At 61.4% G+C, this 26381-nt stretch carries 19 protein-coding genes and 1 pseudogene; 4 read left to right on the plus strand and 16 right to left on the minus strand.

Translation table 11 applies throughout. The features are described from left to right. Window positions 1-66: 66 nt before the first annotated feature. The 4 genes from lgt to AAAX72_RS02200 all read right to left on the minus strand — a co-directional run bounded on the left by lgt (window position 67) and on the right by AAAX72_RS02200 (window position 2905). The gene (lgt, locus tag AAAX72_RS02185) at window positions 67-888 is read right to left on the minus strand and encodes a prolipoprotein diacylglyceryl transferase (protein WP_349128838.1); all 822 of its coding nucleotides are present in this window, start codon (window positions 886-888) and stop codon (window positions 67-69) included. Window positions 889-996: 108 nt separating this feature from the next. Further along, window positions 997-1275 (minus strand): NifU family protein, encoded by a 279-nt coding sequence (locus AAAX72_RS02190; RefSeq protein WP_035137589.1) that lies wholly within the window; start codon window positions 1273-1275, stop codon window positions 997-999. 171 nt (window positions 1276-1446) lie between these two features. After that, window positions 1447-1971 carry a dCMP deaminase family protein gene (locus AAAX72_RS02195; protein WP_052044088.1) on the minus strand — a complete coding sequence of 175 codons (525 nt, stop codon included), beginning with the start codon at window positions 1969-1971 and terminating at the stop codon, window positions 1447-1449. 82 nt (window positions 1972-2053) lie between these two features. Further along, window positions 2054-2905 carry a type III pantothenate kinase gene (locus AAAX72_RS02200; protein WP_349128839.1) on the minus strand — a complete coding sequence of 284 codons (852 nt, stop codon included), beginning with the start codon at window positions 2903-2905 and terminating at the stop codon, window positions 2054-2056. 192 nt (window positions 2906-3097) lie between these two features. On the opposite strand from AAAX72_RS02200, the gene AAAX72_RS02205 reads away from it, so the two are divergent. After that, window positions 3098-4801, plus strand: a complete 1704-nt coding sequence (locus tag AAAX72_RS02205; RefSeq protein ID WP_349128841.1) for an OPT/YSL family transporter — start codon at window positions 3098-3100, stop codon at window positions 4799-4801. Between the two features lie 200 nt (window positions 4802-5001). On the opposite strand, the gene AAAX72_RS02210 is transcribed toward AAAX72_RS02205, so the two are convergent. Next, complete coding sequence (locus tag AAAX72_RS02210) at window positions 5002-8457, minus strand: CAP domain-containing protein (RefSeq protein WP_349128843.1); 3456 nt, start codon at window positions 8455-8457, stop codon at window positions 5002-5004. A 307-nt stretch (window positions 8458-8764) separates the two neighbouring features. On the opposite strand from AAAX72_RS02210, the gene AAAX72_RS02215 reads away from it, so the two are divergent. Continuing rightward, window positions 8765-9904 carry a DUF389 domain-containing protein gene (locus AAAX72_RS02215; protein ID WP_349128844.1) on the plus strand — a complete coding sequence of 380 codons (1140 nt, stop codon included), beginning with the start codon at window positions 8765-8767 and terminating at the stop codon, window positions 9902-9904. A gap of 126 nt (window positions 9905-10030) precedes the next feature. Here AAAX72_RS02215 and AAAX72_RS02220 read toward each other — a convergent pair whose 3' ends face one another. The 11 genes and pseudogenes from AAAX72_RS02220 to AAAX72_RS02270 all read right to left on the minus strand — a co-directional run bounded on the left by AAAX72_RS02220 (window position 10031) and on the right by AAAX72_RS02270 (window position 22997). Beyond that, complete coding sequence (locus AAAX72_RS02220; protein WP_349128845.1) at window positions 10031-10480, minus strand: hypothetical protein; 450 nt, start codon at window positions 10478-10480, stop codon at window positions 10031-10033. A gap of 190 nt (window positions 10481-10670) precedes the next feature. Beyond that, window positions 10671-11138, minus strand: a pseudogene (locus AAAX72_RS02225) (aryl-sulfate sulfotransferase); the annotation flags it as partial. Between the two features lie 91 nt (window positions 11139-11229). Continuing rightward, window positions 11230-12189, minus strand: coding sequence for a 3-hydroxyacyl-CoA dehydrogenase (locus AAAX72_RS02230; RefSeq protein ID WP_349128846.1), 960 nt, complete (start codon window positions 12187-12189; stop codon window positions 11230-11232). Between the two features lie 210 nt (window positions 12190-12399). Further along, entirely contained in the window at window positions 12400-17187 is a 4788-nt protein-coding gene (locus AAAX72_RS02235; RefSeq protein WP_349128847.1) for an acyl-CoA dehydratase activase-related protein, read from the minus strand. Window positions 17188-17198: 11 nt separating this feature from the next. After that, entirely contained in the window at window positions 17199-17909 is a 711-nt protein-coding gene (locus AAAX72_RS02240; protein ID WP_217750173.1) for a TetR-like C-terminal domain-containing protein, read from the minus strand. A gap of 274 nt (window positions 17910-18183) precedes the next feature. Then, on the minus strand, window positions 18184-18309 hold the full coding sequence (locus AAAX72_RS02245; protein WP_260699404.1) for a hypothetical protein: 126 nt from the start codon (window positions 18307-18309) through the stop codon (window positions 18184-18186). A 156-nt stretch (window positions 18310-18465) separates the two neighbouring features. Further along, window positions 18466-19323 carry an HAD family hydrolase gene (locus AAAX72_RS02250; protein ID WP_148331933.1) on the minus strand — a complete coding sequence of 286 codons (858 nt, stop codon included), beginning with the start codon at window positions 19321-19323 and terminating at the stop codon, window positions 18466-18468. Between the two features lie 87 nt (window positions 19324-19410). Next, complete coding sequence (locus AAAX72_RS02255) at window positions 19411-19749, minus strand: P-II family nitrogen regulator (protein ID WP_316364972.1); 339 nt, start codon at window positions 19747-19749, stop codon at window positions 19411-19413. 212 nt (window positions 19750-19961) lie between these two features. Beyond that, complete coding sequence (locus tag AAAX72_RS02260; RefSeq protein WP_349128848.1) at window positions 19962-21239, minus strand: ammonium transporter; 1278 nt, start codon at window positions 21237-21239, stop codon at window positions 19962-19964. Window positions 21240-21437: 198 nt separating this feature from the next. Beyond that, window positions 21438-22457 (minus strand): putative ABC transporter permease, encoded by a 1020-nt coding sequence (locus AAAX72_RS02265; protein ID WP_349128849.1) that lies wholly within the window; start codon window positions 22455-22457, stop codon window positions 21438-21440. Between the two features lie 3 nt (window positions 22458-22460). Then, window positions 22461-22997 carry an HD domain-containing protein gene (locus AAAX72_RS02270; protein WP_349128850.1) on the minus strand — a complete coding sequence of 179 codons (537 nt, stop codon included), beginning with the start codon at window positions 22995-22997 and terminating at the stop codon, window positions 22461-22463. Between the two features lie 228 nt (window positions 22998-23225). Between AAAX72_RS02270 and AAAX72_RS02275 the strand changes: the two genes are divergently transcribed. Together AAAX72_RS02275 and AAAX72_RS02280 are read left to right on the plus strand one after the other, a co-directional pair. Then, window positions 23226-25007, plus strand: a complete 1782-nt coding sequence (locus tag AAAX72_RS02275) for a 1-deoxy-D-xylulose-5-phosphate synthase (RefSeq protein ID WP_349128851.1) — start codon at window positions 23226-23228, stop codon at window positions 25005-25007. A 377-nt stretch (window positions 25008-25384) separates the two neighbouring features. Further along, window positions 25385-26380 (plus strand): glutamate ABC transporter substrate-binding protein, encoded by a 996-nt coding sequence (locus AAAX72_RS02280; protein WP_349128852.1) that lies wholly within the window; start codon window positions 25385-25387, stop codon window positions 26378-26380. Window position 26381 lies beyond the last annotated feature (1 nt).

Raw genomic sequence — 26381 nt, forward strand, 5'->3', positions numbered from 1 at the left:
AGAAACCTATCAAACTCGGCAAGACCACCACAAAGGTGCCTGTCCCCTTTGTGGTGGTTTTGGTGGTTAGGCGTCCAGGTAGACGCGCTGGGGCCGATTGCGGTGTCGGGCGAAGATGATGAGCGCCAGACCGGCGATCACGAGCGGCAAACTCAGCAGCTGGCCCATAGTGATGACGCCTCCCAGCAGATAACCCAACTGGGCATCGGGCACGCGCACGAACTCAACGAGAAAGCGGACGATGCCGTACCCCATCACGAACACGCCCATAAACGTACCCTGGGGCAGTAGCGGCTTTTTGCGGCTGAGTACCTGCAAAATACAGAAGAGCACGACGCCCTCAAGAATCGCCTCGTAGAGCTGGGAGGGATGGCGCGGCATATCGCCCGCGGTGCCGCCAAAGACCACACCCCAGGGCAGATCAGTCGGCTTACCCCACAGCTCACCGTTGACGAAATTGGCACAACGGCCCAGGCACAGGGCCAGCGGGGCGCCGATCACGGCAAGGTCGGCGATGGTCCAGGCGTCGAGCTTATACATGCGGCACACGATGATGCCGCCCAAGATGCCGCCCACCAGGCCGCCGTGGAAGCTCATACCCCCCTCGTTGGTGGCAAAGATTTCGAGCGGGTGGGTCCAATAGTAGCCATCGCCGTAAAAGACGACGTAGAACAGGCGCGCGCCGATGATGAGACCAAAGACCGCGCCGACCACGACGCTCGTCAGGTCATCGATCGTGATGTCGAAGCCCCAACGACGCTGCGTGCGGTACATAACAACCGCTGTGAGCAGGGCGCCGACCACATAGGCCAGACCGTACCAGTAGATGGTGATGGGGCCCGCCGAGATCGCAACGGGGTCAAGCATATGGTAGAGGTCGTTGAGCATATCGATCCCCTGCTCCCTACATACAAATGCGGCCGCGGTCCTTGTGCTCGCAGCCGCATATCTGGGCGTAACGTCTATGCGGAGCGTACCGTCCGCAGCTTTCGCATCTTAGAACGGCGCGTACTCGTCGTACAGGTCCTCGGCCTCGCCGGAAGCATTGACCTGCTCGACGCGGGTAACGCCGGGCACGTGCTCCTTCAGGATGCGCTCGATGCCCATGGAAAGGGTCAGCGAGCTCATGGGGCAGCCGGCGCAGGCGCCCTGCAGCTCCAGCTTGACGACACCCTCGTCGTCGACGCCCACATACTCCATATCGCCGCCGTCGGCCTGCAGGTTGGGGCGAATCTCTTCAAGAACCTTCTTAAGCAGCTCTTCGTTAACAGCCACAGGGGCTCCTTTCTCACAATAACGCGGGCACGCCCGCGGACAGAAGCTATGTTACTACAGCCATGTACCCGCTCACGAGCCGTCCATGCGCGCAGACGCGACTTTCACGAGTAGTCAATTTGGGACGGGGCTCTTTGAGCTGCGTTCGTCGTCAGATAGCGACAACGCATATTACTGTTGAGCCTGTCCCCCGGTACCAATCTGGACATCGACGATGACCTGGCGGTAGCTGATGCCGCAGGAGTCGAGAATGCGGCGGCTGATACGGCCGTCATCGGTGTCGGCATACTTATTGTCCAGGTAGACAACCTCGCCTACACCTACCTGCGCCAGGATCTTGGCACAGTCGTGGCACGGGAATAGCGTGACGTAGACCGTGGAACCCTCAAGGTCTTTGAGCGAGCCGCGGTAGTTGAGCACGGCGTTGGCCTCGGCATGCACCACGTAGTTGTGCTTATCCTGCAACGGGTCGTCGCTCGTGCCCCACGGGAAAAAGTCGTCGTTGAGCGCCGAGGGCGTACCGTTGTAGCCCACCGAAAGGATGCGGTGGTTGGTGTTGGCGATGCACGCGCCCACCTGCGTGTTGGGGTCCTTACTGCGGCGCTGCGCGGCGATGGCCACGCTCATAAAGAACTCATCCCAGCTAATGACGTCGCGGCGCTTGCCCGACGCGGTTTGATGAAGATCGTCCGACATGGCAGACACCTCCGAAATCGCAATAGTTTGACCCATTGTAGCAGGTGAAAGGTAGGGGCGCTTATCCCACCAGCCCCCCGCCCTACGCGCGGCGGGGCTTTTGGTTGATGTGGTAGAGCTCGGCGAGACCCCGCAGCGTCAACGCGTCATCGACCGTCAGGCTATGGCCGACCAGCGCCGCAAGTGCCTCGGCATCGTCGCCGGTAATGACGATGGGCACATCACCCTCCCCCGCGGCCTTGGTCGCGCGCATCTCGGCAAGCACCATGTCGAGCATGCCGTCGATGCGGGCCACCTCGCCCAGAACCACGCCCGAGCGCATGGCCTCGCGCGTGTTGCGGCCGATGACGTGTGTCGGCGCCGAGGGCTCAACCTGAGGCAGGCGCGCTGCTGCCGCCGAAAGCGAGCGGGCGCCGAGCGCCAGACCGGGCGCGATGACGCCGCCGACAAAGGTGCCGTGCGCGTCGATCACCTCGATATTGGTTGTGGTGCCCAGGTCGATCACAATGCACGGCGAGCCGTAGACGGCGCGGGCAGCCACGGCGTCGGCGATGCGGTCGGGACCAATCTCGGCCGGGTCATCGTAGTGCACGGGTATGCCGGTCTTGAGGCCCGGCCCCACGGTGAGCACGCGCCCCGTGCAGGTACGGGAAAGTGCCGCCTTCCACGGGCGCTCGAGCGCCGGGACCACGCAGCTCAGCACGGCCGCGGCGGGTACGAGCACACCCGGCATGCCCGCATCGGCCGCCAGTGCGGCCATGACCTGCACGAGACGCATGCGCGCCTCGTCTGCTGTGATGCTCGACGGCGCGGTGATCTCGCACGTCGCAAGCGGACATTCCTGCGCCGCGGCCGAATCCTCGGCAAACAGGCCAAAGCGAATGAACGTGTTGCCCACGTCGACCGTCAATATATATGCGCACCCATTAAGCATCGTCGGCGCTCCTTTCGTCTGCCCAGCAGTATATCGCCTACCTAAACCAGTCATCCCAAAATGACTAGCTTGCGGCTATACTGGTGCGCGGTCGCGCGCGAGCTCACGCGGCGGCCCTTGGTAACCCGACTTCCCGCGCCGTATCCGTAGCGGCGCTCCCGGGGGAAGCGGATATACGCAAAGGAGTTCTATATGAGCAATCCCTCGAACCGCGCCTCGATGCGCGGGCAACTCACGCTGCGCGGCGTCGTCATCGGCGTCCTTGGCTGCGTGATTATCACGGCAAGCTCGGCTTACACCGCCCTCAAGATGGGCGCACTCCCCTGGCCGATCGTCTTCGCTGCCGTCATCTCGCTGTTCTTCCTTAAGCTCATGGGCAACGCCAGTCTCAACGAGGCAAACGTCACCCACACCATCATGTCCGCAGGCGCCATGGTCGCCGGCGGCCTGGCGTTTACCATCCCGGGAGCCTGGATGCTGGGCTATGCCGACCAGATCAGCTGGCTCGACATGTTTATCGTGGCACTCGCCGGCACCATCCTGGGCCTGCTGGCCACGGCACTCATCCACCGTCACTTTATCGTGGACGCCGCGCTGGAGTTCCCCACCGGCAACGCCGCAGCTCAGACCCTGCGCGCGACCGAGGCCGGCGGCAAGACCGGCAAGCAGCTCTTTGGCTCCATGGCCATCGCCGGCATCTACAGCGTGCTGCGCGATGCTCTGGGCATTGTGCCCAGTATGCTGTGCACGCTCAACATCCCTGGCGTGACCTTTGCCATCTACAACTCGCCCATGCTGCTGTCCATCGGCTTCCTTGTGGGCTTCGCCCCGGTCGCGTTCTGGTTTGCCGGCGCGCTGCTGGGCAATTTTGGCATCATCGTGGGTGGCACCGCTGCCGGTCTGTTTGACGCTATGACCGCACAGGGCATTGTTAAGTCCCTGGGTATGGGCCTCATGATGGGCTTTGGCGTTGCCGTCGTCCTCAAGGACATCTTGCCGCAGGTCGCCGGTATCGTCCGCGGTCTTGCCGCCGACAGCTCCACCGACACCGACGAGCAGTCGCTCATCTCGGGCTCCCTTAAGCTCGACGCCGGTATCATCGGCCTGGGCGCTGCCGCCATCGCCGTGATCATCGCCATCGTGCTCGACCTTGGCCCCGTTCCGGCCGTCATCGTGACGCTATTCACCTTTGTCACCACCATCATGAGCGCGCAGAGCTGCGGCCAGACGGGCATCGACCCCATGGAGATCTTTGGCCTCATCGTCATGCTCATCGTTGCCGCCTTCGCGCAGCTCGCTCAGGTCAAACTGTTCTTTATCGCCGGCATCGTAGCCGTGGCGTGCGGCCTTGCGGGCGACGTCATGAACGACTTTAAGGCCGGCGCCGTGCTGGGCACCAACCCGCGCGCGCAGTGGGTCGGCCAGGCCATCGGCGGCATCGTGGGCGCCCTGGTCGCCGCCGCCGTCATGGTCGCGCTCGTCACCGCCTACGGCCCGGACGCCTTTGGCCCCGACAAGAGCTTTGTTGCCGCGCAGGCAAGCGTCGTCGCCACCATGGTCTCGGGCATCCCGAGCGTGCCGTGGTTCGTTGGCGGCTTTATCGCCGGCATCGTCATGTACTGGCTCGGCATTCCGGCCATGATGATCGGCCTGGGCGTGTACCTGCCGTTCTACATGTCACTCACGGCATTCCTGGGCTCCTGCGTCAAACTCGCCTACGACAAGTGGTCCGCCCACCGCGACGCCACCGCTGGTCTTTCTGACGAGGAGAGGGCTGCCAAGGACGCCGCCTTCCAGGAACAGGGCCTAGTTGTCGCCAGCGGCCTGCTCGGCGGCGAGTCCATCGTCGGCGTTATCCTGGCGTTTGTCTCCGTGGGCTTAAGCCTGCTGGGCTAAGCTGAGCAGCTGCTCGACAGCAACCATATTGCCTACGGCTTGCCCGGTCGGTAGCTTTTGCGGCTGCCGACCGGGCTTTTTGATATCGAAACAAAGAAAGGCCGGCGCGCTGCGTTTAACAGCGCGCCGGCCTTATCGTTTGGCTAACGAGACGGTCCCGTTATGAATTGAAGTTCGTTGCAGAAACTACGCTCGAAACGCTACATCTGCTTGCGACGACGATCGCTCAGCGTCACACCAGCGGCCACGAGGGTGATACCGCCGATGACGAACACCTCGCCCGCAAGAGCGGAATTGTCGCCAGTCTGGGCGAGCGCGGCCGACGTTGCCTTCTTCTTGGCGACAGGAGCCTTTGCAGCAGCCTGCGCAACCTGAGCCTTGGCCTGCGGCTCAGCCTTGGGATGATACTTGTCGTACTCGGCCTGAGCGGCAGCCAGGGCATCCTTGGCATCGCCAAACTCGGCAAGCGCGGCGGCATAGGCGTCGTTGGCATCGGACAGCTTGGCATCGGCATCGCCCAGGGCAGCCTTGAGACCAGCGGCGGCATCGACGGCGGCCTTATAGCGAGCGTAGGCAGCATTCAGCTTGACCAGCTTCTCGTTGCCCGTCGTGCCCGCGGCAAGGGATGCCTTGTGGTCGACAGCCTCAAGATCGGCCTTGAGTGCCTCGTCGTTGGCAAGCTCGGCCTTGGCCTTGAAGATATCGAGGTTCGCATCGACGACGGCCTCGTTGGCGGCCTCGAGCTGCTTCTGGGCATCGGTGACACCGGCGACGGCAGCGTCATAGGCGGCCTTGGCGTCGTCGACCGCCTTCTGGGCGCCGGCGAAGCGCTCGAAGGCCTTGTTTGCGCGGGCCAGTTCGCCCTCGGCAGCCTTGGCCTTGGCCTGCGCGCCGGACACAGCCTGCGCCTTGGCGGCAACCGCCTGCTTGGCGTCCGAAAGAGCAGTCGCGGCCTGGACATCTGCGGCCTGGGCCTTGTCTACACCAGCCTGGGCGGCATCGTCGGCCTTCTTTGCCTCGTCAAGCGAGCCCTGCTTATTCGCAAGGTCCGCCTGGGCGGCATCGCGCTTGGCGGCAAGGTCCTTGACCGAAGCCGTGGCATTGTCATACGCCTCGTTGGCCTTATCGGACTTTGTCTTGGCGGCGTCGCGGGCGCTGCGAGCCTTCGCCTTGTGAGCAGCGGCCTCGGCTGCCTTCGTCTTGCTGTCAGCAAGCGTGGCGTTTGCCTTATCGAGAGCTGCCTGGGCAGTAGCGGCCTCGGACTTGGCGGCATCGAGGTTCTGCTTGAGGGACTCGATGTCGATTCCGCCGAGTGCGTCCTTCGCGGCGTCGTATGCCGTCTTCGCGGCGGCGGTGCCGGACTTGGCCTTCTCGTACTCACCCTTGGCGGTGTTCACGTTCGTGTCGGCCGCGGTATAGGCGTCGCGTGCGCTTTCTTGCTTATCCAATGCGTTAGAATAAGCCGTTCCGGCAGTCCCGAAGTTCTTCTGTGCCTCTGCCAACTTATTCTGAAGCTGCTTCAGCTGCTCCTTCTGCTCCTGAGTGCCGCCTGCATTGTAGGCGGAATCGATATAGTCGGTGACGAGCTTCTTGAACTCGGAGACAGTGAAGTCCTTCTGCCCCGTGCTTCCACTATAGTCGAAAATGGTTACCTCGGAATCGGTGTTCTTACCGCTACCGGTTGCGATGCCGATAGCCTTCGCACCGGCATCGATGATGTTGAGATAGTGTCCGCACTCATGGTAGATGCTGTTGTAGTGCTGGTAGATATAGTAGGAATCATATCGGTGGCTGCCGAGTTCGTCGCCATACTGTGCAACGTACTTATCGAATGCCTCTTTCTCCTGGGTGTAGAGACCGGTATATGGCCAGCCGAGGGTATCCTCGGTTTCGCCTCCGGTGTATGCTCCGCCGCCGCCTGCAAGGTTCTCACCTTGATCGAAATAGCAGTTCGAGTGTCCCCAGATGTTCGATGAATATGATGTATTAAGTGCGGCTGCCGCAGTCATGCGGAGGCTGACGCTGAGCTCCGACTGGCCGTTCGCCTTGCGAAGGTTGTTCTGGGTATCGAGGTAGGTCAGGGCGTTGCGCATCTGCTCCAAGGAAAGCGGATTGGTGTCGCGAGACATGTCCTGATCGACGTACTTGTCATACCAGTCCTGTTTATCCGTCGTCCCCATGAGCATCGATACGGCAGTGCTTGCATTCGACTTCTGCGTTGCTGTGAACTGGGTGCCGCCGATGATGTAGTTCATGAAGCCGAACATACCCTGACTGATGACTTCCTGGTCAACGGTCATGTTGGACTTTAGGTCTGCAATCTGCTGCTCAAGAGCCTCAACCTGGGCATTAGCAGCGTCATAAGCCTTTTCCGCGGCGTTCGAAGCGGCGCATGCCGTCTCCCACTCGCCGCGTTTCTGCTTGCGAACTTCGACAAGCTTATCGTACTCAGCCTTCTTGTCGGCCTCGGTCTGCTGGGCCTGCTCGTATGCCGTCTTCGCGGCGTCACGCTTACTGGCCGCGTCCTTGTACTCCTTGTTTGCCGCATCGTATGCAGACTGGGCAGATGCCACAGCAGCGTTGGCGGCGTTGGCCTTCTCCTGCGCGGCGGTGACGGTAGTCTGCGCAGCCTGCAGGTTCGCCTGTGCGGTGGCGTCTGCAGTCGTCGCGGCATCGAGCGCGGCCTGCGCGGTCGCGAGCTCGCTGGCGGCAGTGACCTTGGCAGCCTCGAGCGCGTTCAGGTCGATACCCGTGCCCGAGGTCGCGGCATCGAGCGCGGCCTGCGCCTGGCTGAGCTTCTGCTGGGCGTTATCGCGCGCGGTGGTTGCGGTTGCGAGCGCAGCAGCAGTCTCCTGCTTCTTGGCCTGGGCGGAAGTCAGAGCGGCCTCGGTATTCTGCTTTTCCTGCTGGGCGCTGGCCTCGGCAGCCTTGGCCTGGTCCAGATTGGCCTGTGCAGTAGTAACGGCCTTATTGGCGTCATCGAGCTTTGCCTGCGCGTCCTCGACGGCCTTCTTGGCGGCCTCGTACTCGTCCATACCCATGGCCTTGAGCTTGGCTTGGGCATCATCGAGGGCCTTCTTGGCCTCATCCTGCTTTGCCTTGGCGTCCTTGAGCGCCTGGGTCTTGTCCTCGACACTCTTGTTGGCCTGATCGAGCTGATCGTTCAGGTCGCCCAGCTTCTTCTGCTGCTGCTCGGTCTTTTCGACAGCGGCTTTGAGCTCGTCAATCTTCTCCTGAAGCGCGGCTACCTCGGCCTCGTTCTGCTCGGCGGCGTTATCGGTCACGGCCTGCAAGGCCTGATTCTTTTGCTGCTGCGCCTGCTTTTGAGACTGGCCTGCCGCGTCGGCCTTCTTCTGGGCGGCATCGTAGGCGGCCTGAGCGTCCTTGAGCTGCTTTGCCGACTCCTCGGCCAGCTGGGCAGCCGTCTTTACGACCGCTTGGTTACCGGCGGCAACGGTATTCTCTACAGAACTACCCCCCCCCTGAACAGAATCGCCGTTATCGGTTGACGGTGCGGCGATTGCCGCCAGCGGCGACATGAGCGGCTGAGCGATGAGGCCCGCCGTCAAAACGGTTGCGACGGCGCGGTTAGCAACGCCCTTGACGTTGACAGTCTTGGCCCGAGGCTCAAAGTGTTGTGGACTGTAGTTTGCCATGGCTTTCTCCCTTTGACACGGATGTATCCATACGTATCAAACGGTAGCTGCCGATTTTTGAATTCTGTTGCGCAACATTGGCGACCAGCGTATTTTTTGAAATTCACGCTCTCGTGCTTCACAGTTTCGTCACATTTGAAGGAACTGGTGCATCATATTCTCGCGGGATGGAATTGAGCCTGTGATTTGCATTTGCTCCCGCGTCATCCGCCCTATCGGATTCCGCATCCAACAGACACCCCGCCCGCCACGGTGTAGAGTTAGGACAACGGGCGCGTTGCGCGGACCGCGCTGGAACGAGGTGGACATGGAACTCGACAAACAACAGATCAAGCGACTACGCGAACGCCATCACCGGCGCCACGGCATCCGCCCTGCTCATAGCGAGGCCACGGAGAACGCCACCCGCTTCCTAAAGCGCGCATTCAACATTCGCGAGGGTCGCGCACCCTACCACGTGATCCGCAAGCGCTTTGTAAACGGGGCGCGTCTGACCGGCTCGCACCTGTGCATTCTCATCATCGCCATGCTCATCGCAAGCATCGGCCTCGATATCGACTCGGACATTGCCATCGTGGGCGCCATGCTCATCTGCCCGCTCATGGGCTCGGTTCTTGCCATGGCATATGGCATCGCCACGCTCGACCGCGAGATTACCGTCGAAGCCGTCGCCGGCCTTGCGCTGCAAATGGCCTTTTGCCTGGTCACGTCCACGCTGTACTTTAAGCTCTCGCCCCTTGGCACCACCACGGCCGCCATCATCGACAACTCGACACCCACCGTCTGGGACCTTACCGTCGCACTCGCAGGCGGCTTTGCAGGCGGGCTGGGCAACTCGCGCGACCAGGAACCCGCCACGCTCATCGCCGGCGTGGCCGTGGCGACCGCGCTCATGCCGCCTCTGTGTGCGGCGGGCTATGGCATCGCCATCGCAAGCGGGTCGCTGTTTCTCTCGGCGCTTTACGAGTTTGGCATCAACGTGGTCTTTATCGCACTCGCGGCCGAAGCCGTATTACTTATCTTGCGCGTGCCGCTCAAGCGCGACCTCAACGGCGACGGCATTGTAACCGCCGAAGAAAATGCCGAGGTCGACGAGCTATCGCGCAAGGTGCGCCGCCGCATCATTGTGGGTACGGTAGTCTTTGCCATCCCCTGCATCGTTATGACGGCGGGGTCTATTGGCTCGGCGCAGACCGGCGTGCAGGACGGCTACGGTGTCACCGAAACTACGCGCGAACTTGCCGCGGTGCTGCCGGGCTTTAAGGATTACACCGTCGCCGTCGAGACCTCGGCTACCGAAGGCGAGGAGGAGGGCGTCGTCGAGCGCGAGGTTGTCGCCCACGTGACGACAAGCGAGGCACTCGGGGCGCACGACCGCCACGTCGCCCACAAGCTCATAGACCTCAACGTACCCGAACTCGATCGCGTGGAGTTCGATGTGAAGTGATGCAGAGCGCGGGATGAATGCTCGCACGGACGCAAGTTACGACGAGGCGCAGGTGCGATACGGACACGAGCAAATAGCGGGGTGCAGTTCACACCCGCGCCCCGCTCGCTTTTTTATTGCCGTGAATCAACTGTCCGAATCGACCTCGCCAGACTCCACCGTAAACGCCGGATCGGTGCTCACAAGATAAAATCGGGTCACCTTAGTATTTCTAATTAGGTAAATCTGCCCTTGATTGCGTCGGCGCGATATATATGCAACGTGAACCGTGCCGAATTCTTCGCCGTTTTCCTTCTTTAATATCAGGATGTTGGGGTCATCCGTACGCTTAAACTGCCCGTCAACGCAGCTGCCGTCTTTGTCGACCAGTTGCCACCGATGGTTATCCTCTTCAAGAAAGGCCAGGGTTTCCAGACTCGTCTTGTCGTCCCGATAGTAACCGTCAATGGCAAACCCTTCGGAAGCGCATTCCTGCATATAGGACGTTTCTCGGCTTATAGCAAACAGCCCTGTAGCGCCCAGGAGCACAGACAGGCAGACCACTGCAAGGGTTATCGAAATAGCACGGCGACCCATGTTAGCCCAACCGATAGTTGTTTAACGGAGCGCGAAACATACCTGGAACCTCCGATGTCAGGGGGAACGTCGCCAGCAGGCTAGCGACAGCCATATGTTTCTAACATCAAACCATATGGCTGCCACTCGCGGAGGGGGCATCGGCGAACGGCGTGTTTTCATACTCCATTGGTCAAACCTAAGCGCAGCGCTACAGCTCGTACTTGTACACGCGGTAGATGTACTTCTCGGCTTCCATTTCGTAGGCGGCGATGGGCAGTCCATAGCGATCGTACTCGGCAAAGGTCTTGGCCATGCCCGATGCCACGAGCGTGCTATTCGAACCGCCGACGCGCTGCGCACTGCTCACATAACCCGAGAACGGCACTGCGATCTGGTCCACAAGCTCGTAGGTGCGCGCGGCCTCGTCCACCGTAAAGAAGCGCCCAAACGAATGCGTTCCCTTGCTGTAGTCGGTCACCACCGCGGCGCCCAGCTGGCCCCAGTCGAACTTGGGATAGCGCTCGGTCGCACCAAAGTTGTTGTCGTATAGCAGCACCTGGTAGCGACCGGTTGTTACCGTATCGTCGTTTGGCAAATAGGTCACACTGTGCTGGCCCGCATTGAGCGAAAAATCGCCCTGAGCTTGCAGCAGCTTGTCCTCAAAGCCCGAGCCGGCCCATTGCCGCTCCTTTCTATTTCTGGGTCCATCTTCTCACTGTTGGCGGCCGAAAATGATCCGTTTTCCTCCGTCCCCGAGAGGTCATTTTTTAGTACTTGAAGAAACCCTCGCCCGAGCTTTCGCCCAGCTTGCCTTCGTCGAGCATCTGCTTGAAGACGGACGCCATGGCCTTAAAGTTGTAGGGCATCATCATCTTCTTGAGCAGCGGGCTCACCAGGCCCGGGACCTTCTGATACTGCATAACGATGTTGTACGCCGTCTGGATGCCCACGGTGTCGAATACGCGGAACGGGCCCTTGGGAGCGCCAGTGCCGCGCGTCCACGCGAGGTCGATGCTCTTGGGGTCGCTGACGCCCGAGACGTACAGGTCCAGGCCCGAAAGCAGCCACGGCACCAGCATGGAGTTGAGCAGGTAGCCGTTCTTTTCCTTGTTGACGGGAAGCGCCAGCATGCGAATGTCGTTGGCGAAGTCGACGAGCTCGTCGAAGTAGCGCTTGTCAGTCTGGTCCTGAGCCATGACCTCGGTCATGTTGTTCTTCCAGATGGAGTTGGCAAAGTGCAGCGACAGGTACTTCTCGGGGCGGCCAGTGTACTTGGCAAAGGTGCTCGGTAGCAGCGTGGAGGAGTTGGTCACGACGACGGTCTTTTGCGGGAGAACCGGGGCGAGCTTTTTGTAGAAGTCGATCTTTGCCTGGGTATCCTCAGCCATAGACTCGATGACCAAATCGGCGTCGGCCACTGCCTTGGCAAGATCGAGCTCTAGCTTGAGTGTGGAGTAGGCGCGCTCAACGGCGGCGAGTGCCGCCTCTTTGTCGAAGGGCTTGCCGCTATCGGCGATACCGGAGCACCACTCGCCCGTGCCGTCCGCCATACCCTCGATTGCCGCGATGTACTCCTCGCGCACATGATCGATCTTGGGCTGGGTGCGGCCGATGCTGCCCTCGCTGCGCAGCCAAATCGTTACATCAAAGCCGCAGTAGGCAGCCTGAAAGGCAATCTGGCTTCCCAGCACGCCACCGCCGGCGACGCAAACGGTCTTGTAGCTCATGGGACGGTCCTCTCTTACGTAATTCCATAGATGTGTATTTATTCAACCGTAAGGAGGACGCGCGCTGGGGGTGGGTTCTATAAACGGACGGTAATTTGCGGTGAACAGCTACACCTGTTCATTAACTCAGGGTTCCATGTCCAGCAAAAACGGGTGGTAGCCGATATGTCTACCACCCGCTTGTCTCATATCTAGCCCATAGCAGGCAAGCTACTTCTTAATGCCGCGTCCAAGGCGCTCAGCGACCGACGCCACGGCACTCTCGTCGACCGAGCCACAGCTCACGCAGCCATCATGGGCACGCATCTGGCCGGTGACCTCGTCCATCGCGAGCGGCGCCACCTTCTCGAGCTTAAAGCCCTTGCCGGCGCGCATGTTCTCCTTGGCCACGCTAATCATGAGCTTAATGCGGTTGAGCTGGTTGACCTCGGATGCACCGGGGTCGTAGTCCACCGCGACGATGTTGCTCTCGGGATGTTGGCGGCGCAGCTCCTTGATCACGGCCTTGCCCACCACGTGGTTGGGCAGGCACGCGAAGGGCTGCGTGCAGATGATGTTGGGCGCACCGTGATCGATCAGGTCGAGCATCTCGGCCGTGAGCAGCCAGCCTTCGCCCATGTTGTTGCACACCGAAAGCACCGTACGGGCCTTGTCGGCCATGGTGCCGATGCGCTCGGGTGCCTCGAAGCGGCGGGACTTTTCGAGCATCTCCTCCACCGGCGTACGCATCCAGTCCACGAGCTTGATGAGCGCCTGCATACCAGCGCGCGTAGTGGCAGAGCTTCCCAGCTCGTCCTTCTGCAGCTCGGCGTTGCTCATGGAGTACAGGAAGAAGTCGAGCAGGCCCGGCACCACGGCCTCACAGCCCTCGCGCTCGATAACGTCGACCACGTGGTTGTTGGCCGTGGGATGGAACTTGACCAGGATCTCGCCGACCACGCCCACGCGCGGCTTGGTGCCCTCGCCCGCAAGCGGCATGGTGTCGAACGCGCGGATGGCCTCGCGGCACAGCTTGGTGTAGTTGTGGCGGTTGAACTTGGGCGCCAGTTTGCGGGCGCGCGCCATGTACTCCTCGTAGAGCGCGTTGGCGGCGCCGGGCGTGGCCTCATACGGGCGGCAGCGGTAGAGCATCTGCATCATCACGTCGCCAAAGAGCACCGCGTACACGGCCTGCTTAAGCAGCGCCGGCGTAATCTTAAAGCCGGGGTTGTCCTCGCCGAGCGCCACGGCCGAAAGCGAGATCACCGGGATCTCGGGGTGGCCGCTCTCGCGCAGGGCCTTGCGAATGAGCGCGATGTAGTTGGTGGCACGGCAGCCACCGCCGGTCTGGCTGATAACCACGGCCGTCTTAGACAGGTCGTACCGACCGCTCTCGATGGCCTCCATGATCTGGCCCGTCACCAGGATCGACGGATAGCAGATGTCATTGTTCACATAGCGCAGACCGGCCTCGACGGCATCGTGATCAGTCGAGGGCAGCAGCTCCAGGTTGTAGCCGGCACCACGGAACACCTCTTTGACCAGATCAAAGTGGATCGGCGCCATCTGCGGGCACAGGATGGTGTAGCCCTCGTCGCGCATCTGCTCGGTGAAGGGTACCTTGGGCCACGCGGTCGACGCGCTCTCACGCTGGGCCTCAAACGTGTACTTGCGGCTCGCGAACGCGGGGGCATCCGTGGAGGGCGCCACCGGCGCGGCGTCACCCTGCTCGTAGGCCTCGCCCGCGGCCGTGGCCTCGGCCAAGCGCTCGGCCTCCTGGTCCTTGAGCGCTGCCATGAGCGAGCGGATGCGGATGCGCGCGGCGCCCAGGTTGGACACCTCGTCGATCTTGAGCACGGTGTAGATCTTGCCGCTGGCCTCCAGAATCTCCTGCACCTGGTCGGTGGTCAGAGCGTCCAGGCCGCAGCCGAAAGAGTTGAGCTGGATCAGGTCCAGGTCGTTGCGCATCGTCACAAAACGGGCGACGGCATACAGGCGGCTGTGGTACATCCACTGGTCGACGACGCGAATCGGACGCTCGGGCTTCACCAGGTGCGCAAGCGAATCCTCGGTAAAGACCGCAAAGCCAAAACTCGAAATAAGCTCGGGCAGGGCGTGGTTGATCTCGGGGTCGTTATGGTAGGGGCGACCGGCGAGTACGATGCCGTGGCCGCCGTGGTCCTCGACCCACTTAAGAGCCTCCTCGCCCATGGTCTGGATATCCTCGTGGAAGCGCGCATCGGCCTCAAAGGCAGCGTTGACGGCGGCATCGACCTCGGAGCGCGTGATCTTGGGTCCACGCACGCGACCGCGACCGGCCTCAGCATCGGCCACACGGTCGACGGCGAGCACCTGGTACAGGCGGCGCTTGAGCTCGGTCTTGTCGTGATAGGGCACAAACGGATACAGGAACTCGATGTTCTGCTCGCGAATCTCGTCGATGTTGAGCGCCAGCGCCGTGGGGTAGCTCATGACGATGGGGCAGTTGTAGCAGTTACCGGCGGTCGGATCCTCCTTGCGCTCCCAGCGCACGCACGGCATCCAGATGAAGTCGACATCGCGGTCGATGAGGTTCATAACGTGGCCGTGGCTCATCTTGGCCGGGTAGCACACGCTCTCGGACGGCATGGACTCAATGCCCGCCTGGTAGGTCTTTTTGCTCGACTGGTCGGACAGCTGCACGCTAAAGCCCAGGCGCGTAAAGAACGCGTGCCAGAAGGGGTAGTTCTCGTACATGTTGAGTGCACGCGGGATACCCACGGTGCCGCGCGGGGCCTCGTCGGGACTCAGGACCTCGCGGTTAAAGAGCAGCTCGTTTTTCTTTTTGAAGAGGTTGGGGGCCTCGGTCTTTTGCTTTTTGTGGCCGGCACCCTTCTCGCAGCGGTTACCGGTAATGAAGCGCCTGCCGCCGCCAAAGTCGTTGACGGTAAGCTGGCAGTTGTTGGAGCAACGGCCGCAGCGGACATGCTTTTGCGTCACGGTGAGGTGCGCGATGTCCTCGGCCGAAAGGATGGTCGAAGTGCCATCGGCGCCGGCGCGATCGCGGGCGAGCAGGGCAGCACCGTAGGCACCCATGCAGCCGGCGATGTCGGGGCGCACGGCGTGAACGCCGGTGAGCTGCTCAAACGCACGCAGCGTGGCATCGGACATAAAAGTGCCGCCCTGAACGATCACCTGGCTGCCGATCTCCTTGGGATCGCGCAGCTTAATAACCTTGAACAGGGCATTCTTGATGACGGAATAGGACAGGCCGGCCGCGATGTCGCCCACTGTGGCGCCTTCTTTTTGCGCCTGCTTGACGCGCGAGTTCATAAAGACCGTGCAGCGGCTACCCAGGTCGACGGGGGCCTTGGCATGGATAGCGGCGTCGGCGAACGCGCGCACGTCCATGTTCATAGAGACGGCGAAGCTCTCGATAAAGCTACCGCAACCCGACGAGCAGGCCTCGTTGAGCATGATGTGCTCGATGACGCCGTCCTTGACGCGCAGGCACTTCATGTCCTGGCCGCCGATATCCAGGATAAACTCGACGCCGGGCAGGAACGCCTTGGCGCCGCGCAGGTGAGCGACGGTCTCGATCTCGCCGGAATCGGCCTTAAGGGCCTCGATGAGCAGCGCCTCGCCGTAGCCCGTAGTGGTCACGTGGCCGATGGTGCAGCCGGCGGGGATGTGGTTGTAGAAATCGGCCATGATGACCTTGGCCGTGCCTAGGATGTCGCCGTTGTTGTTGCCGTACCAGGTGTGCAGCAGCTGACCGTCCTCGCCCACGAGCGCGGCCTTCATGGTGGTGGAGCCGGCGTCGATGCCGATGAACACGCGTCCGGTGTAGCCTTCGAGCTTGCCCTTGGGGACGACCTCGGTGTCGTGGCGGGTCTTGAACTCGGCAAAGTCCTCGTCGGTGGCAAAGAGCGGATCCAGACGCTCGACCTCGGCACCCTGCGTGTCACCCAGGGCATCGATGGCCCCGATGAGCTGCGGGAACGTGCTGAGCTTGTTGGACTCGTGCGCCATGGCGGCGCCGCTCGCCACAAACAGGTGAGCGTTTTGGGGCACGATACGGTGCTCCTCGTCCAGATTGAGCGTGAGGTAGAAGCGGTGGCGCAGCTCGGAGAGATACTGCAGCGGGCCGCCCAGGAAGGCGACGTTGCCGCGGATGGGACGGCCGCACGCCAGGCCCGAGATGGTCTGGGTCACGACAGCCTGGAAGATGGAGGCGGCCACGTCCTCGGGGCGGGCGCCCTCGTTGAGCAGCGGCTGCACGTCGGTCTTGGCAAAAACGCCGCAGCGGCTGGCGATGGGATAGATGGTGGTGGCGTTGGCCGCGAGCTCGTTGAGGCCGCTGGCGTCAGTGTGCAGCAGGGTTGCCATCTGGTCGATGAACGCGCCCGTGCCGCCGGCGCAGGTGCCGTTCATGCGCTGCTCGATGCCGTTGTCGAAGTAGATGATCTTGGCGTCCTCGCCGCCCAGCTCGATGGCGACGTCGGTGGCCGGGATGAGGGTCTCGACGGCACGCTTGCTGGCGATGACCTCCTGGACAAACTCCAGGTCGAGCCACTGGGACAGCAGCAGGCCGCCCGAGCCGGTAATGGCGCAGGTCATCTGGGCCGTCGGCAGCACGGTCGCAGCGCCCTCGAACAGGTCGCGGGCACAAGCGCGGACGTCGGTGTGGTGGCGCTGGTACTTGGCGTAGACGATCTGGTTGTCGTCGTTGAGCACGGCGAGCTTGACGGTGGTGGAGCCCACGTCGATGCCCAGGTGCAGGTTGCCACGAGCGTTCTCGGGGTTGAAGATCGCGCCTTCGGGGGCCTGGGCGGCAGTGGCGGCTGCGGGCTCAGCGGCAGTGACGGGCTCGCTAGCGACGGACGTCTCCCCTGCCGCGTTCTTGGCATCGGCAACTGCCTCGGCAACTTTCTCGGCAGCCGCGGTCGCGGCCTTCTGCGCGGCGTCCACCACGGCGGGCGCGGCCTCGCGTGCAGCAGCGACCACGCGGTCTTTAATGCCCTCGACGAGTTTGCTCATTGTCTCTCCTCTTAGTTGTTGGACTCGACGGTTGCGGTGGTGTCGACCGCGTCTTCGAGCTGCAGGTTCAATAGCTTCATGCCGTATTCCGGCACGTTGATATCGATGGGTTGGCCATACAGGTCGCCGGGGCGCACAAAGGCGATAACCGTCATAATGCGCGCCATGGTCTCGGGCGATTCAGAAAGGTCACGCTCAAACCAACGCTGGATCATGCCGACCTCGGCACTCACGACATAGGTGACGTAGTAGTCAAAGAAGGTGCCCAGCGCCAAGCCCAAAATGCCCGTCTGTGCGCGCGGCACCACGGCCTCGCGTGCGGTATCGATGATCTTTTTAATAAAGGCGGGGTCGCCGCCCGGGCCCAGCAGCGATCCGATTAAATCGCGGTTGGCCGCAAGGTAGCGCAGCAACTCAACCGAACCGGGTGCCGGCTCGAGCTCATCGATGTTGTGATAGAGATCGGGCAGCTGAGCTGCGGTGATGAGCTCAATGCGCTCACGGATCTCGGCCAGCAAGCCGTCCTCGATTTGATTGATAAAGTCGGGGATATCGCGGTAGTGCGAATAGAACGTGCGGCGCGTAAGGCCAGCGCGCTCGGTGAGCGACGCGACATTAATGCGCGAAAGGTCGCCGCTTTCGGCAAGCTCGCTGGCAAGTGCCTGGCGAAGGGCACGCTGCGAGCGAAGGGACCGGCGATCGCATTTCTCGAGCTGGGACAAACGTCCTCCTTGTTACTCAGCCTGTGCGCTATTGCACAGTGCGAGTATTATTGCACACCGTGTGTATCAACACGTAAAGGCAATATTTGGAATGTGACAAAGGGCAGTCCCTTTGTCACATTCAGCGACCGCCTAGGTTGTGCCAGTTGTGCCTGGCTTTTGGAGCGGCATTGCCGATTGTTCAAAATGTCATTCGTGGGTAGAATAGTGTCGACGGCAGCCCAAGTTCTGGAAAGCTGGGCAGCGCCGTTGCTTGGATTAAGGGGTCAACGCCTTAGCGGCGGCGACCCCTTTTACGTTGCTTCGAACGTTGCTTGAGTGCCTCGGAAAGCCCGACGAGCGCCGTGGAGAACGAGACCAAAGCGGTCAGAAGTCTCACGAAATCAATCAGATCGGTCATGGGCATCACCTCCCATCAGATGGAGGGCGTTGCCCGGCACATGGAACTGCCGCCAACAGTATCAATTCTATCAAAGCGCAGTTAGATATGCGAATGTTTGTTCGTATTTCAAGAGACCAGCGTCACCTGTGACAAAGGGGCTGTCCCTTTGTCACATTATTCGATTACGGTGCAGGAATTCTGCTTGTGCATGGTGGCAAGCATGTGTTTGGGAACGGCGTGGACCATGCAACTGCCGATAGTTGCGCTCGCGGCGTCCTTGGCTGCCTCGCTTGCGTTTTTGGTCGCGTAGCTGTGGCGGAAGCGTTTGAGCATGGCAATGTCGTTGCCGCCGTCGCCGTAGACCGCGACCTCGTCCTCGGCAATGCCGTAGTAGCCCGCCAGCCAGGCCACGCTCTCGCCCTTGTTGCATGCCACATCCGTGATCTCAAACATCACCGGGTCAAACGGCGCGTTGACCACGCGGTCCGAGCGCTCGGCCAAATACGCCTTAAGGTCGCGCTCCAGCTCGGGCGAGATCACACGGCAGTTGATCTTGCACACATCGTGGCGCAGAATGTCACCGATCGACTGGTCGAAATACTGTTCCTCGTGATACCCGCCACGTGCACGCATGCCGCGCATCACGATGCGCTTGATAGGACTGTCCTTTTTAAAGCCCGCCTGATGCATCTCGAACGAACCGCTCGAGAACATGCCATCGGGCGTGGAGCAATCAAAGCAAATGTCCGGGAACTCCTTGAGCAGCTCCTCGGTGATCTGCGGATCGATGGTCCAGGTCTTGAGCACCTCGCCATGACTGTCGCGCACGATGGAGCCGTTAGAGCAGCAGGCATCGAGCGCCAGGCCCGTAAAGCCATGCTCGCCGACCGGCAGCGTCGAGCGCCCGGTCGCGGGAACCACATGCAGGCCAGCCTCGGTCAGCTCGCGAATGGCACGGCGGATGGTCCCATCCGCCTCATGCAGGGCGTTCAGCAGCGTTCCGTCTAAGTCACTCGCAAACATCTTGATCATGGGCATGCCTCTCCTTCGTCTGCACGATATTGTAGACGAGAACGGGCGCGCCCCAAGAGAGGCGCGCCCGTCAGGCGAAAGATTGTCCTACACCGCAGCGGGGCCGCGTTCGCCGGTACGGATGCGGATGACTTCCTCGACCGGCTCGACCCAGATCTTGCCATCGCCGACGGCTCCGGTGCGAGCGGCGTTGCAGATGATGTCGACAATGCCATCGACGTGCTCATCGGCGCAAATAAGGGTGAACTGTACCTTAGGGATCGTGTTGACAAGTAACTCGTTGCCGCGCACGTATTCCTTCCAGCCATGCTGCGCGCCGCAGCCCTGCACTTGGTTAATAGTCATGCCACGAACATCGGCAGCAAACAGCGCGTCTTTAAGAACCTCAAGCTTCTCGGCACGAACGATCGCCGTAATTTTCTTCATAGTGAATTCCTCTCTTTAATAAAGAAATGAATTGCTCATTCATGTGGCACGGGTTTTCCAAATGCCGCAAACCAACCTCAGAGATCAAAAAGTTCAACTGACTGGTCTTAGCAGGTTTCCCAAGTGCCGCAGATTGCCGTGAAAGAGGAGCGAAGCGTACTTAAGTACGTGAGCGACGATTGAACGGCAAGGTGCGGTGCTTGGGGAAGCTGCTAGTCGAGTCCGGAGAACGAGGGGTATGCGCTCTCGCCGTGTTGACTCGCATCCAGGCCCAGTGCCTCGTCGGCCTCGTCCACACGCAGGCTGCCGTGGAACAGCGCCTTGACCACCGCGGCGATCACCAAATCGAGTACCAGTACAATCGCGACCGTCACCACAATGCCCAAGATCTGCGAGATGAGCAGCGACGCGTCGCCCGTGTAGAACAGGCCGCCCTTACCGGTCCACGAGAGCTCCGGCACGCAGAACAGGCCCGTGAGCACGCCGCCCAAGATGCCGCCAATGCCGTGGCAACCGAACGCGTCGAGCGCATCGTCGTAGCCGAACTTGGTCTTAAGATGGCTGATGGCCAAGTAGCAGACGGGCGAGACGATCAGGCCCATGACCAGCGCCGCCCACGGCTCGACAAAGCCCGCACCCGGCGTGACCACCACAAGGCCCGCAACCAGACCGGTGCTGGCGCCCACCAGCGTGGGTCGACCGGTGTGCACGCGCTCGACGGCAAGCCACGAAACCATGCCCGCCGCGCTGGCCGTCACGGTGTTGAGGATGGCAAGTGCCGCCACGGCGTCGGCCTTAAACTCGCTGCCGCCGTTAAAGCCAAACCAGCCAAACCAAAGCAGGCCGGCGCCCAGCGCCACAAACGGCACGTTATGTGGACGGTAGCTCACCATGCCAAAGCCACGACGACGGCCAAGTATTAAGCAGAGGATCAGGCCGGTAAGACCGGACGAAATGTGCACCACGTCGCCGCCGGCAAAGTCGAGTGCGCCGATAATGTCACCGATAAAGGAGCCATCGCCGCCCCAAACCATGTGGGCAAGCGGCGCATAGACCACAAGCAGCCAAATGCCCAGGAAGGCCGTCATGGCACCAAACTTAACGCGGCCGGCCAGGCTGCCCGTGACGATAGCAGCAGTGATCATGGCAAACGCCATCTGAAAGGCGATGTTGATGATCTGAGGGTAGACGACACCGTCCGCAGCATTGCCCTCGGCCGCCTGCAGCACCTGGTTGAGTACCGGCAGGCACAGCAGCTGGTCAAGGCCTCCAATAAACGGGCTGGAACCGTCGCCGCCATAGGCCAGAGACCAGCCGGCAACAATCCACAGCACACCAACCAGGCCAATGGCGCCAAAGCACATAAGCATGGTGTTGATGACATTTTTGCGCCTGGACAGGCCGCCATAGAAAAACGCCAGACCCGGTGTCATTAAAAACACGAGCATGGTGCAGATGAGCATAAACGTTGTCGATCCCGTATCGTACATTCGCTCCCCCTTGATCGCATGAACGTTGTCGGCGCCCATAATGCGGCCGAGGGGCAACTGGTGTAGACCAGATACGGCGTTGTTAAACGCTGCGTTGTCGAATGGAAACGGTGCCGCAATCTTGGAAACGGCGTGGCAACGGACGCGAAACGAACGGGAAATACGCGAGCAAGGAAGCCGTGAGCGCGCCCGTCCCGGCTAGTGGCGGAACAGCTCGCGGGCTCGGTCACGAAGGTCGGTAGCTCGGATGACGCCCTCGTAGCGGTTGATACGCAAGCGCGGGAAGGCATTGAAGAAGCGCAGGTCGCGGCGGCTGAGTGACACGCTCGGCACCGGACGGCTTATGCGCTTGCCGGCAAGGCGACGACTGAGCGACGGACGCGGCATGCTCGGCGCGGCATCAGCCACGCGGCGGGCAGCGAGCGCCAGGCCGCGAGCACCATCCGAGATAAACGTCGGCATCGAAGCCTTCTCACGAAGGGCATCGAGCGTCGCGTCGCCCAGCTCGGCCAGCCACGCGTTAACGGCACGGCTACGGATGTGCGTCTGTGTCACCGAGTCAATCGTCGATTCGGGAATGCGCTCGAGCATTGAGTCCGAGGCATCGGCAAGCGACTCGTTGATTCGGTCGGCAAGGTCGGCCCGGACGCGCTCCAGCTGATCGGATAGACGCCGCCAGCTCGCCAACGAGCACACCGCGTCGACCATCATCGCGACCGCGACGATAAAGGCGGACAGCCGCACAATCAGCACCGGCAGGTGGCTAAGCAGCCCCAGCAATGCCGGCTCCACTAAACGGCAAATACACAACGCACCCAAGCCAAACGCGCAGGCCCAGTACAGACAGATGCGTCCGTGCAAGTTAAACGGCAGGTGCGAGTAATCCCAAAAGCGAGCGCCCGTTGTTTTTTCCAACAGCACGCCCACGCTGTACTCAATCACGCTGCATACGAGCGCTGCAGCGACAAACTGGCTCGAGGCATTCGGAATTCCGCGCAGCAAAATCCAGCAGGCTATGCCGCCCACACCATAGATAGGACAACACGGCCCCAGCAAAAAACCGCTGTTGGCGAATCGTCCTTGGTTGAGCATGGCGCATGCTGTCGACTCCCACGCCCAGCCGCAAAACCCGTAAAAGGCAAACGAGAGCACCAGTGCCGAGAGCGGGCAGGCGGCAAGCGTCGCGCCGCCAAACGCCATATCAATCGCGGTTCCCACCGTCTACCCTCTCCTCTTTTCGCTCGATTCGCCACTCACGCCATCGTCCGCCTCGTCCTTGCGCCGCAGACGACCGGCGACCGTCTCGCGCAGAGCGCACCATTTATCTGCCAGGCATACAATCCAAGCCTCACGACACGTCGGCGGCACCGGTACCAGCGGAAACATATGCCGCACGATAATATTCCGCTCGCGCGGCGTCAGCTCAAAATCTTCCTCCGCACGCGCCAGGGCAAAAAACGGGTGACGAAATCCGTGCAGTCGATGGCTCGGGTCGGGGTCGTGCCAATCGTAGAGAAAGTAATCGTGTAACAAGGCTCCGCGCAGCAACGAGGCGCGGTCGACCGAAACACCGACGCGGCCCAGGCACTCAGCAAAGGACAGGCTTGCCCGTGCCACCGAGGTCACATGTGCATAGACCGTCACGTCACCATGCTGGATAAACTCGCGCGTCAGGTCCAAGCGGCCCGCCTGGGCCAGCTGGCGGGCGGCATCGTCGACCTCGTGCACGATTTTCTCGGCACGAACGGCATCGGACATGCTGCCTCCTTCCAGCGGCTCACGGCGGCAAGCCACGGCCTACACGTATTGAATAAAATCATCATCGAATCTATCAGTATGGCATCGGACAAAACGTTTTGCCCCGCCAGTTGGCGAATTACCGCGCCGCCGTCACATATCAAACGCCAAAATGTGCGAGACTGTTTTGTGCAATTGTGCCGGCCGAGGGAGCGCCGGCGCTCGATTCGCATGGAGTAACCCACAACGATGCTGTTTACGCAAACGACAACGCCCGAGGACGTCAAGGCTCTTAATCGCGCCGAGCTCCCGCAGCTCTGCGGCGAGATCCGCCAGGCAATCCTCGAAAGCTCCGCTGCCGTCGGCGGGCACGTTGCCCCCAACCTGGGCGTCGTTGAGCTTACGGTTGCGCTTCATCGCGTGTTTAACTCCCCCATCGACAAGATTGTCTTTGACGTTTCGCACCAGACCTACGCCCACAAGGCGCTGACGGGGCGCGCGTACACTTATATCGATCCGGAGCGTTATGGTGAGGCTTCTGGCTTTGCCAATCCCGACGAGTCCGAGCATGACCTGTTTGCCATGGGGCACACCTCCACGTCGGTGAGCCTGGGCTGCGGCCTGGCGCACGCTCGTGACCTGGCGGGCGATGCATACAACGTCATCGCCATCATTGGCGACGGCTCGCTTTCGGGCGGCCTGGCGTTTGAGGGCTTTAACAATGCCGCCGAACTCGATAGCAACCTGATCATCATCGTCAACGATAACGACCAGTCCATCGCCGAGAACCATGGCGGCCTGTATCGCAATCTGGCCGAGCTGCGCGCCAGCAACGGCGCCTGTGAGCGCAACATTTTCCGCGCGATGGGGCTCGACTACCGCTATCTGGACGCCGGTAACGATGTGTTGGCCCTAGTCGACGCGCTGCAGGAACTGCGCAGTATCGATCATCCCATCGTGCTGCACGTCTCCACCGCCAAGGGCAAGGGCTTTGAGCCAGCCCAGAACGACCCCGAACGCTGGCATCACGTGGGTCCGTTTGACATGGCAACCGGGCGCAAGCTCTGCCCGGGCCATCCAAGCGAGCCTGCGCCGCGCACCTATGCTGACATTACGGGCGAGGCGCTCAGCGCCGCCATCGAGCGCGATCCACAGGTCGTTGGCATCACGGCCGCCACGCCCTACATCATGGGCTTTACACCCGAGCTTCGCGCTGCCGCCGGCAAACAGTTCGTCGATGTGGGCATTGCCGAGGAGCACGCCGTGACCTTTGCCACCGCGCTTGCGCGCTCGGGCGCCAAGCCAGTCTTTGGTGTGTACGGTACGTTTTTGCAGCGCGCCTACGACGAGCTGTGGCACGACCTATGCCTCAACGACGCCCCCGCAACCATTTTGGTGTTTGGTGCGTCAATCTTTGGCACCACGTCCGAGACGCACCTCTCGTTCTTTGATATTTCCATGCTGGGCGGTCTTCCCAACATGCACTACTTGGCGCCGGCCTGCATGGAGGAATATCTGTCCATGCTGAGCTGGTCGCTCGACCACCGCGAGCATCCCGTGGCGATTCGTGTACCGGGCATCGGCCTGGTAAGCCGCCCCGATCTGGCACCTGCCGAGGACGCCGATTACGGCGTCGCGCGCTACAGCGTCGTGCGTCAGGGCCGCGATGTGGCCGTGCTTGCACTCGGCGACTTCTTTGAGCTGGGCGAGCGCGTGGCGAACCGCTTGGCCGCCGAGTACGGCATCGAAGCCACACTCGTCAACCCGCGCTTTGCAACCGAGCTCGACCGCGAGTTCCTCGACAGCCTTGCCGCCGAGCATCGCGTTGTCGTCACCCTCGAGGACGGCATCTTGGACGGCGGCTGGGGCGAGCGCGTCGCGTGCTATCTGGCATGCACGCCGTTGCGCACGCGCACCTTTGGCATCGCCAAGGGCTTCCCCGACCGCTACGAGCCCAACGAACTGCTCGCTCAGAACGGCATGACGGTCGAGAACATGGCCGCCGAAGCCGTAAGGCTACTCAACGAGTAAGAAAACCTCCGCAAGGAAAGCATCCCTGCGGAGGTTTTTATTTTCGCGACGCGATTATCTCAATCTGTAACATCTAGGGCCTGAATTCCCGTCTAACTGTTACAGATCGAGACAAGACGTCGTAGTCCCCGACGTTTGTCTCAATCTGTAACAGATAGAGACATTTTGCCCGTCCAGATGTTACAGATTGAGACAAAGCAGCGAGACAGGCCACCACATCTGCAAGAACCACCACAAAGGTGCCTGTCCCTTTTTGGTAGGAAGAATAACCCATAAGGCAAGTATGTTTCTGAGTTATTTCATGTTGACCCATTTGAGCGCGATAGGGTATAACTCTACTCAACCGCTAGGGATTTTATTGAGAAAGGTGTTCTACCATGAGCAAGAACCTCTCCCAGCAGGTCGTTCTCGACCGCCGCGGCTTCGTCGCCGCCACCTTCGCAACCGTCGCCGGCCTTGGTCTTGCTGGCTGCTCCGACACCAGCGCCGAGGCCGACAAGGGTTCCGCCGCCGGCTCTTCCAAGAGCTCCGAGGATACCGAGGTTTCCGCCACGCTCGATGCCAAGGCATTCGACAAGCTCGTCAACGACGGCCCCAAGGCCGATGACGATGCCATCGCCGCCAGCACCTGGGCCACGGCCGTTAAGGACGCCGGCGTCTTTAAGATCGGTGGCGTTCAGACCTCCACGCTCTTCTCCCTCCTCAACGAGAAAGACGGTCAGACCCGCGGCTTCGACGCCGGTATCGCACAGCTCCTGTCCAACTACATCCTGGGCGAGAACAAGGTCGAGATCACCCAGGTGACCTCGGACACGCGCGAGTCCGTCCTACAGAACGGCCAGGTCGACGCCGTCTTTGCCACCTACACCATCACCGACGAGCGCAAGAAGCTCGTCTCCTTTGCCGGTCCCTATTACTACACGCAGCAGGCCATCCTGGTGCTCGCCGATAACGACGACATTAAGAGCGTCGACGACTTGGCCGACAAGAACGTCGCCGTCCAGTCCGGCTCCAACGGCCCCGCCATCCTGGAGGAGTTCGCTCCCAAGGCCAGCCAGCAGGAGTTCAAGACCGACGAAGAGGCCCGCCAGGCACTCCAGCAGGGTCGCGTTGATGCCTACGTCATCGATAACAACATGCAGCAGAGCGCCCTGGTGCGCGAGCCCGGTAAGTACAAGATCGCCGGCAAGCCCTTCGGCAGCAAGGAGCCCTATGGCATCGGCCTGCCGCTCGATTCCGACGGTGTCGCCTTTGTCAACGACTTCCTTAAGAAGATTGAGGACGACGGCACCTGGACCGAGCTGTGGCAGATCTGCATCGGCGACCGTACGGGCGACACCAACGTTCCCGAGCTGCCCGAGATCGGCGCCTAGG

This window comes from Collinsella sp. CLA-ER-H8, from assembly GCF_040092335.1.
GTDB lineage: Bacteria > Actinomycetota > Coriobacteriia > Coriobacteriales > Coriobacteriaceae > Collinsella.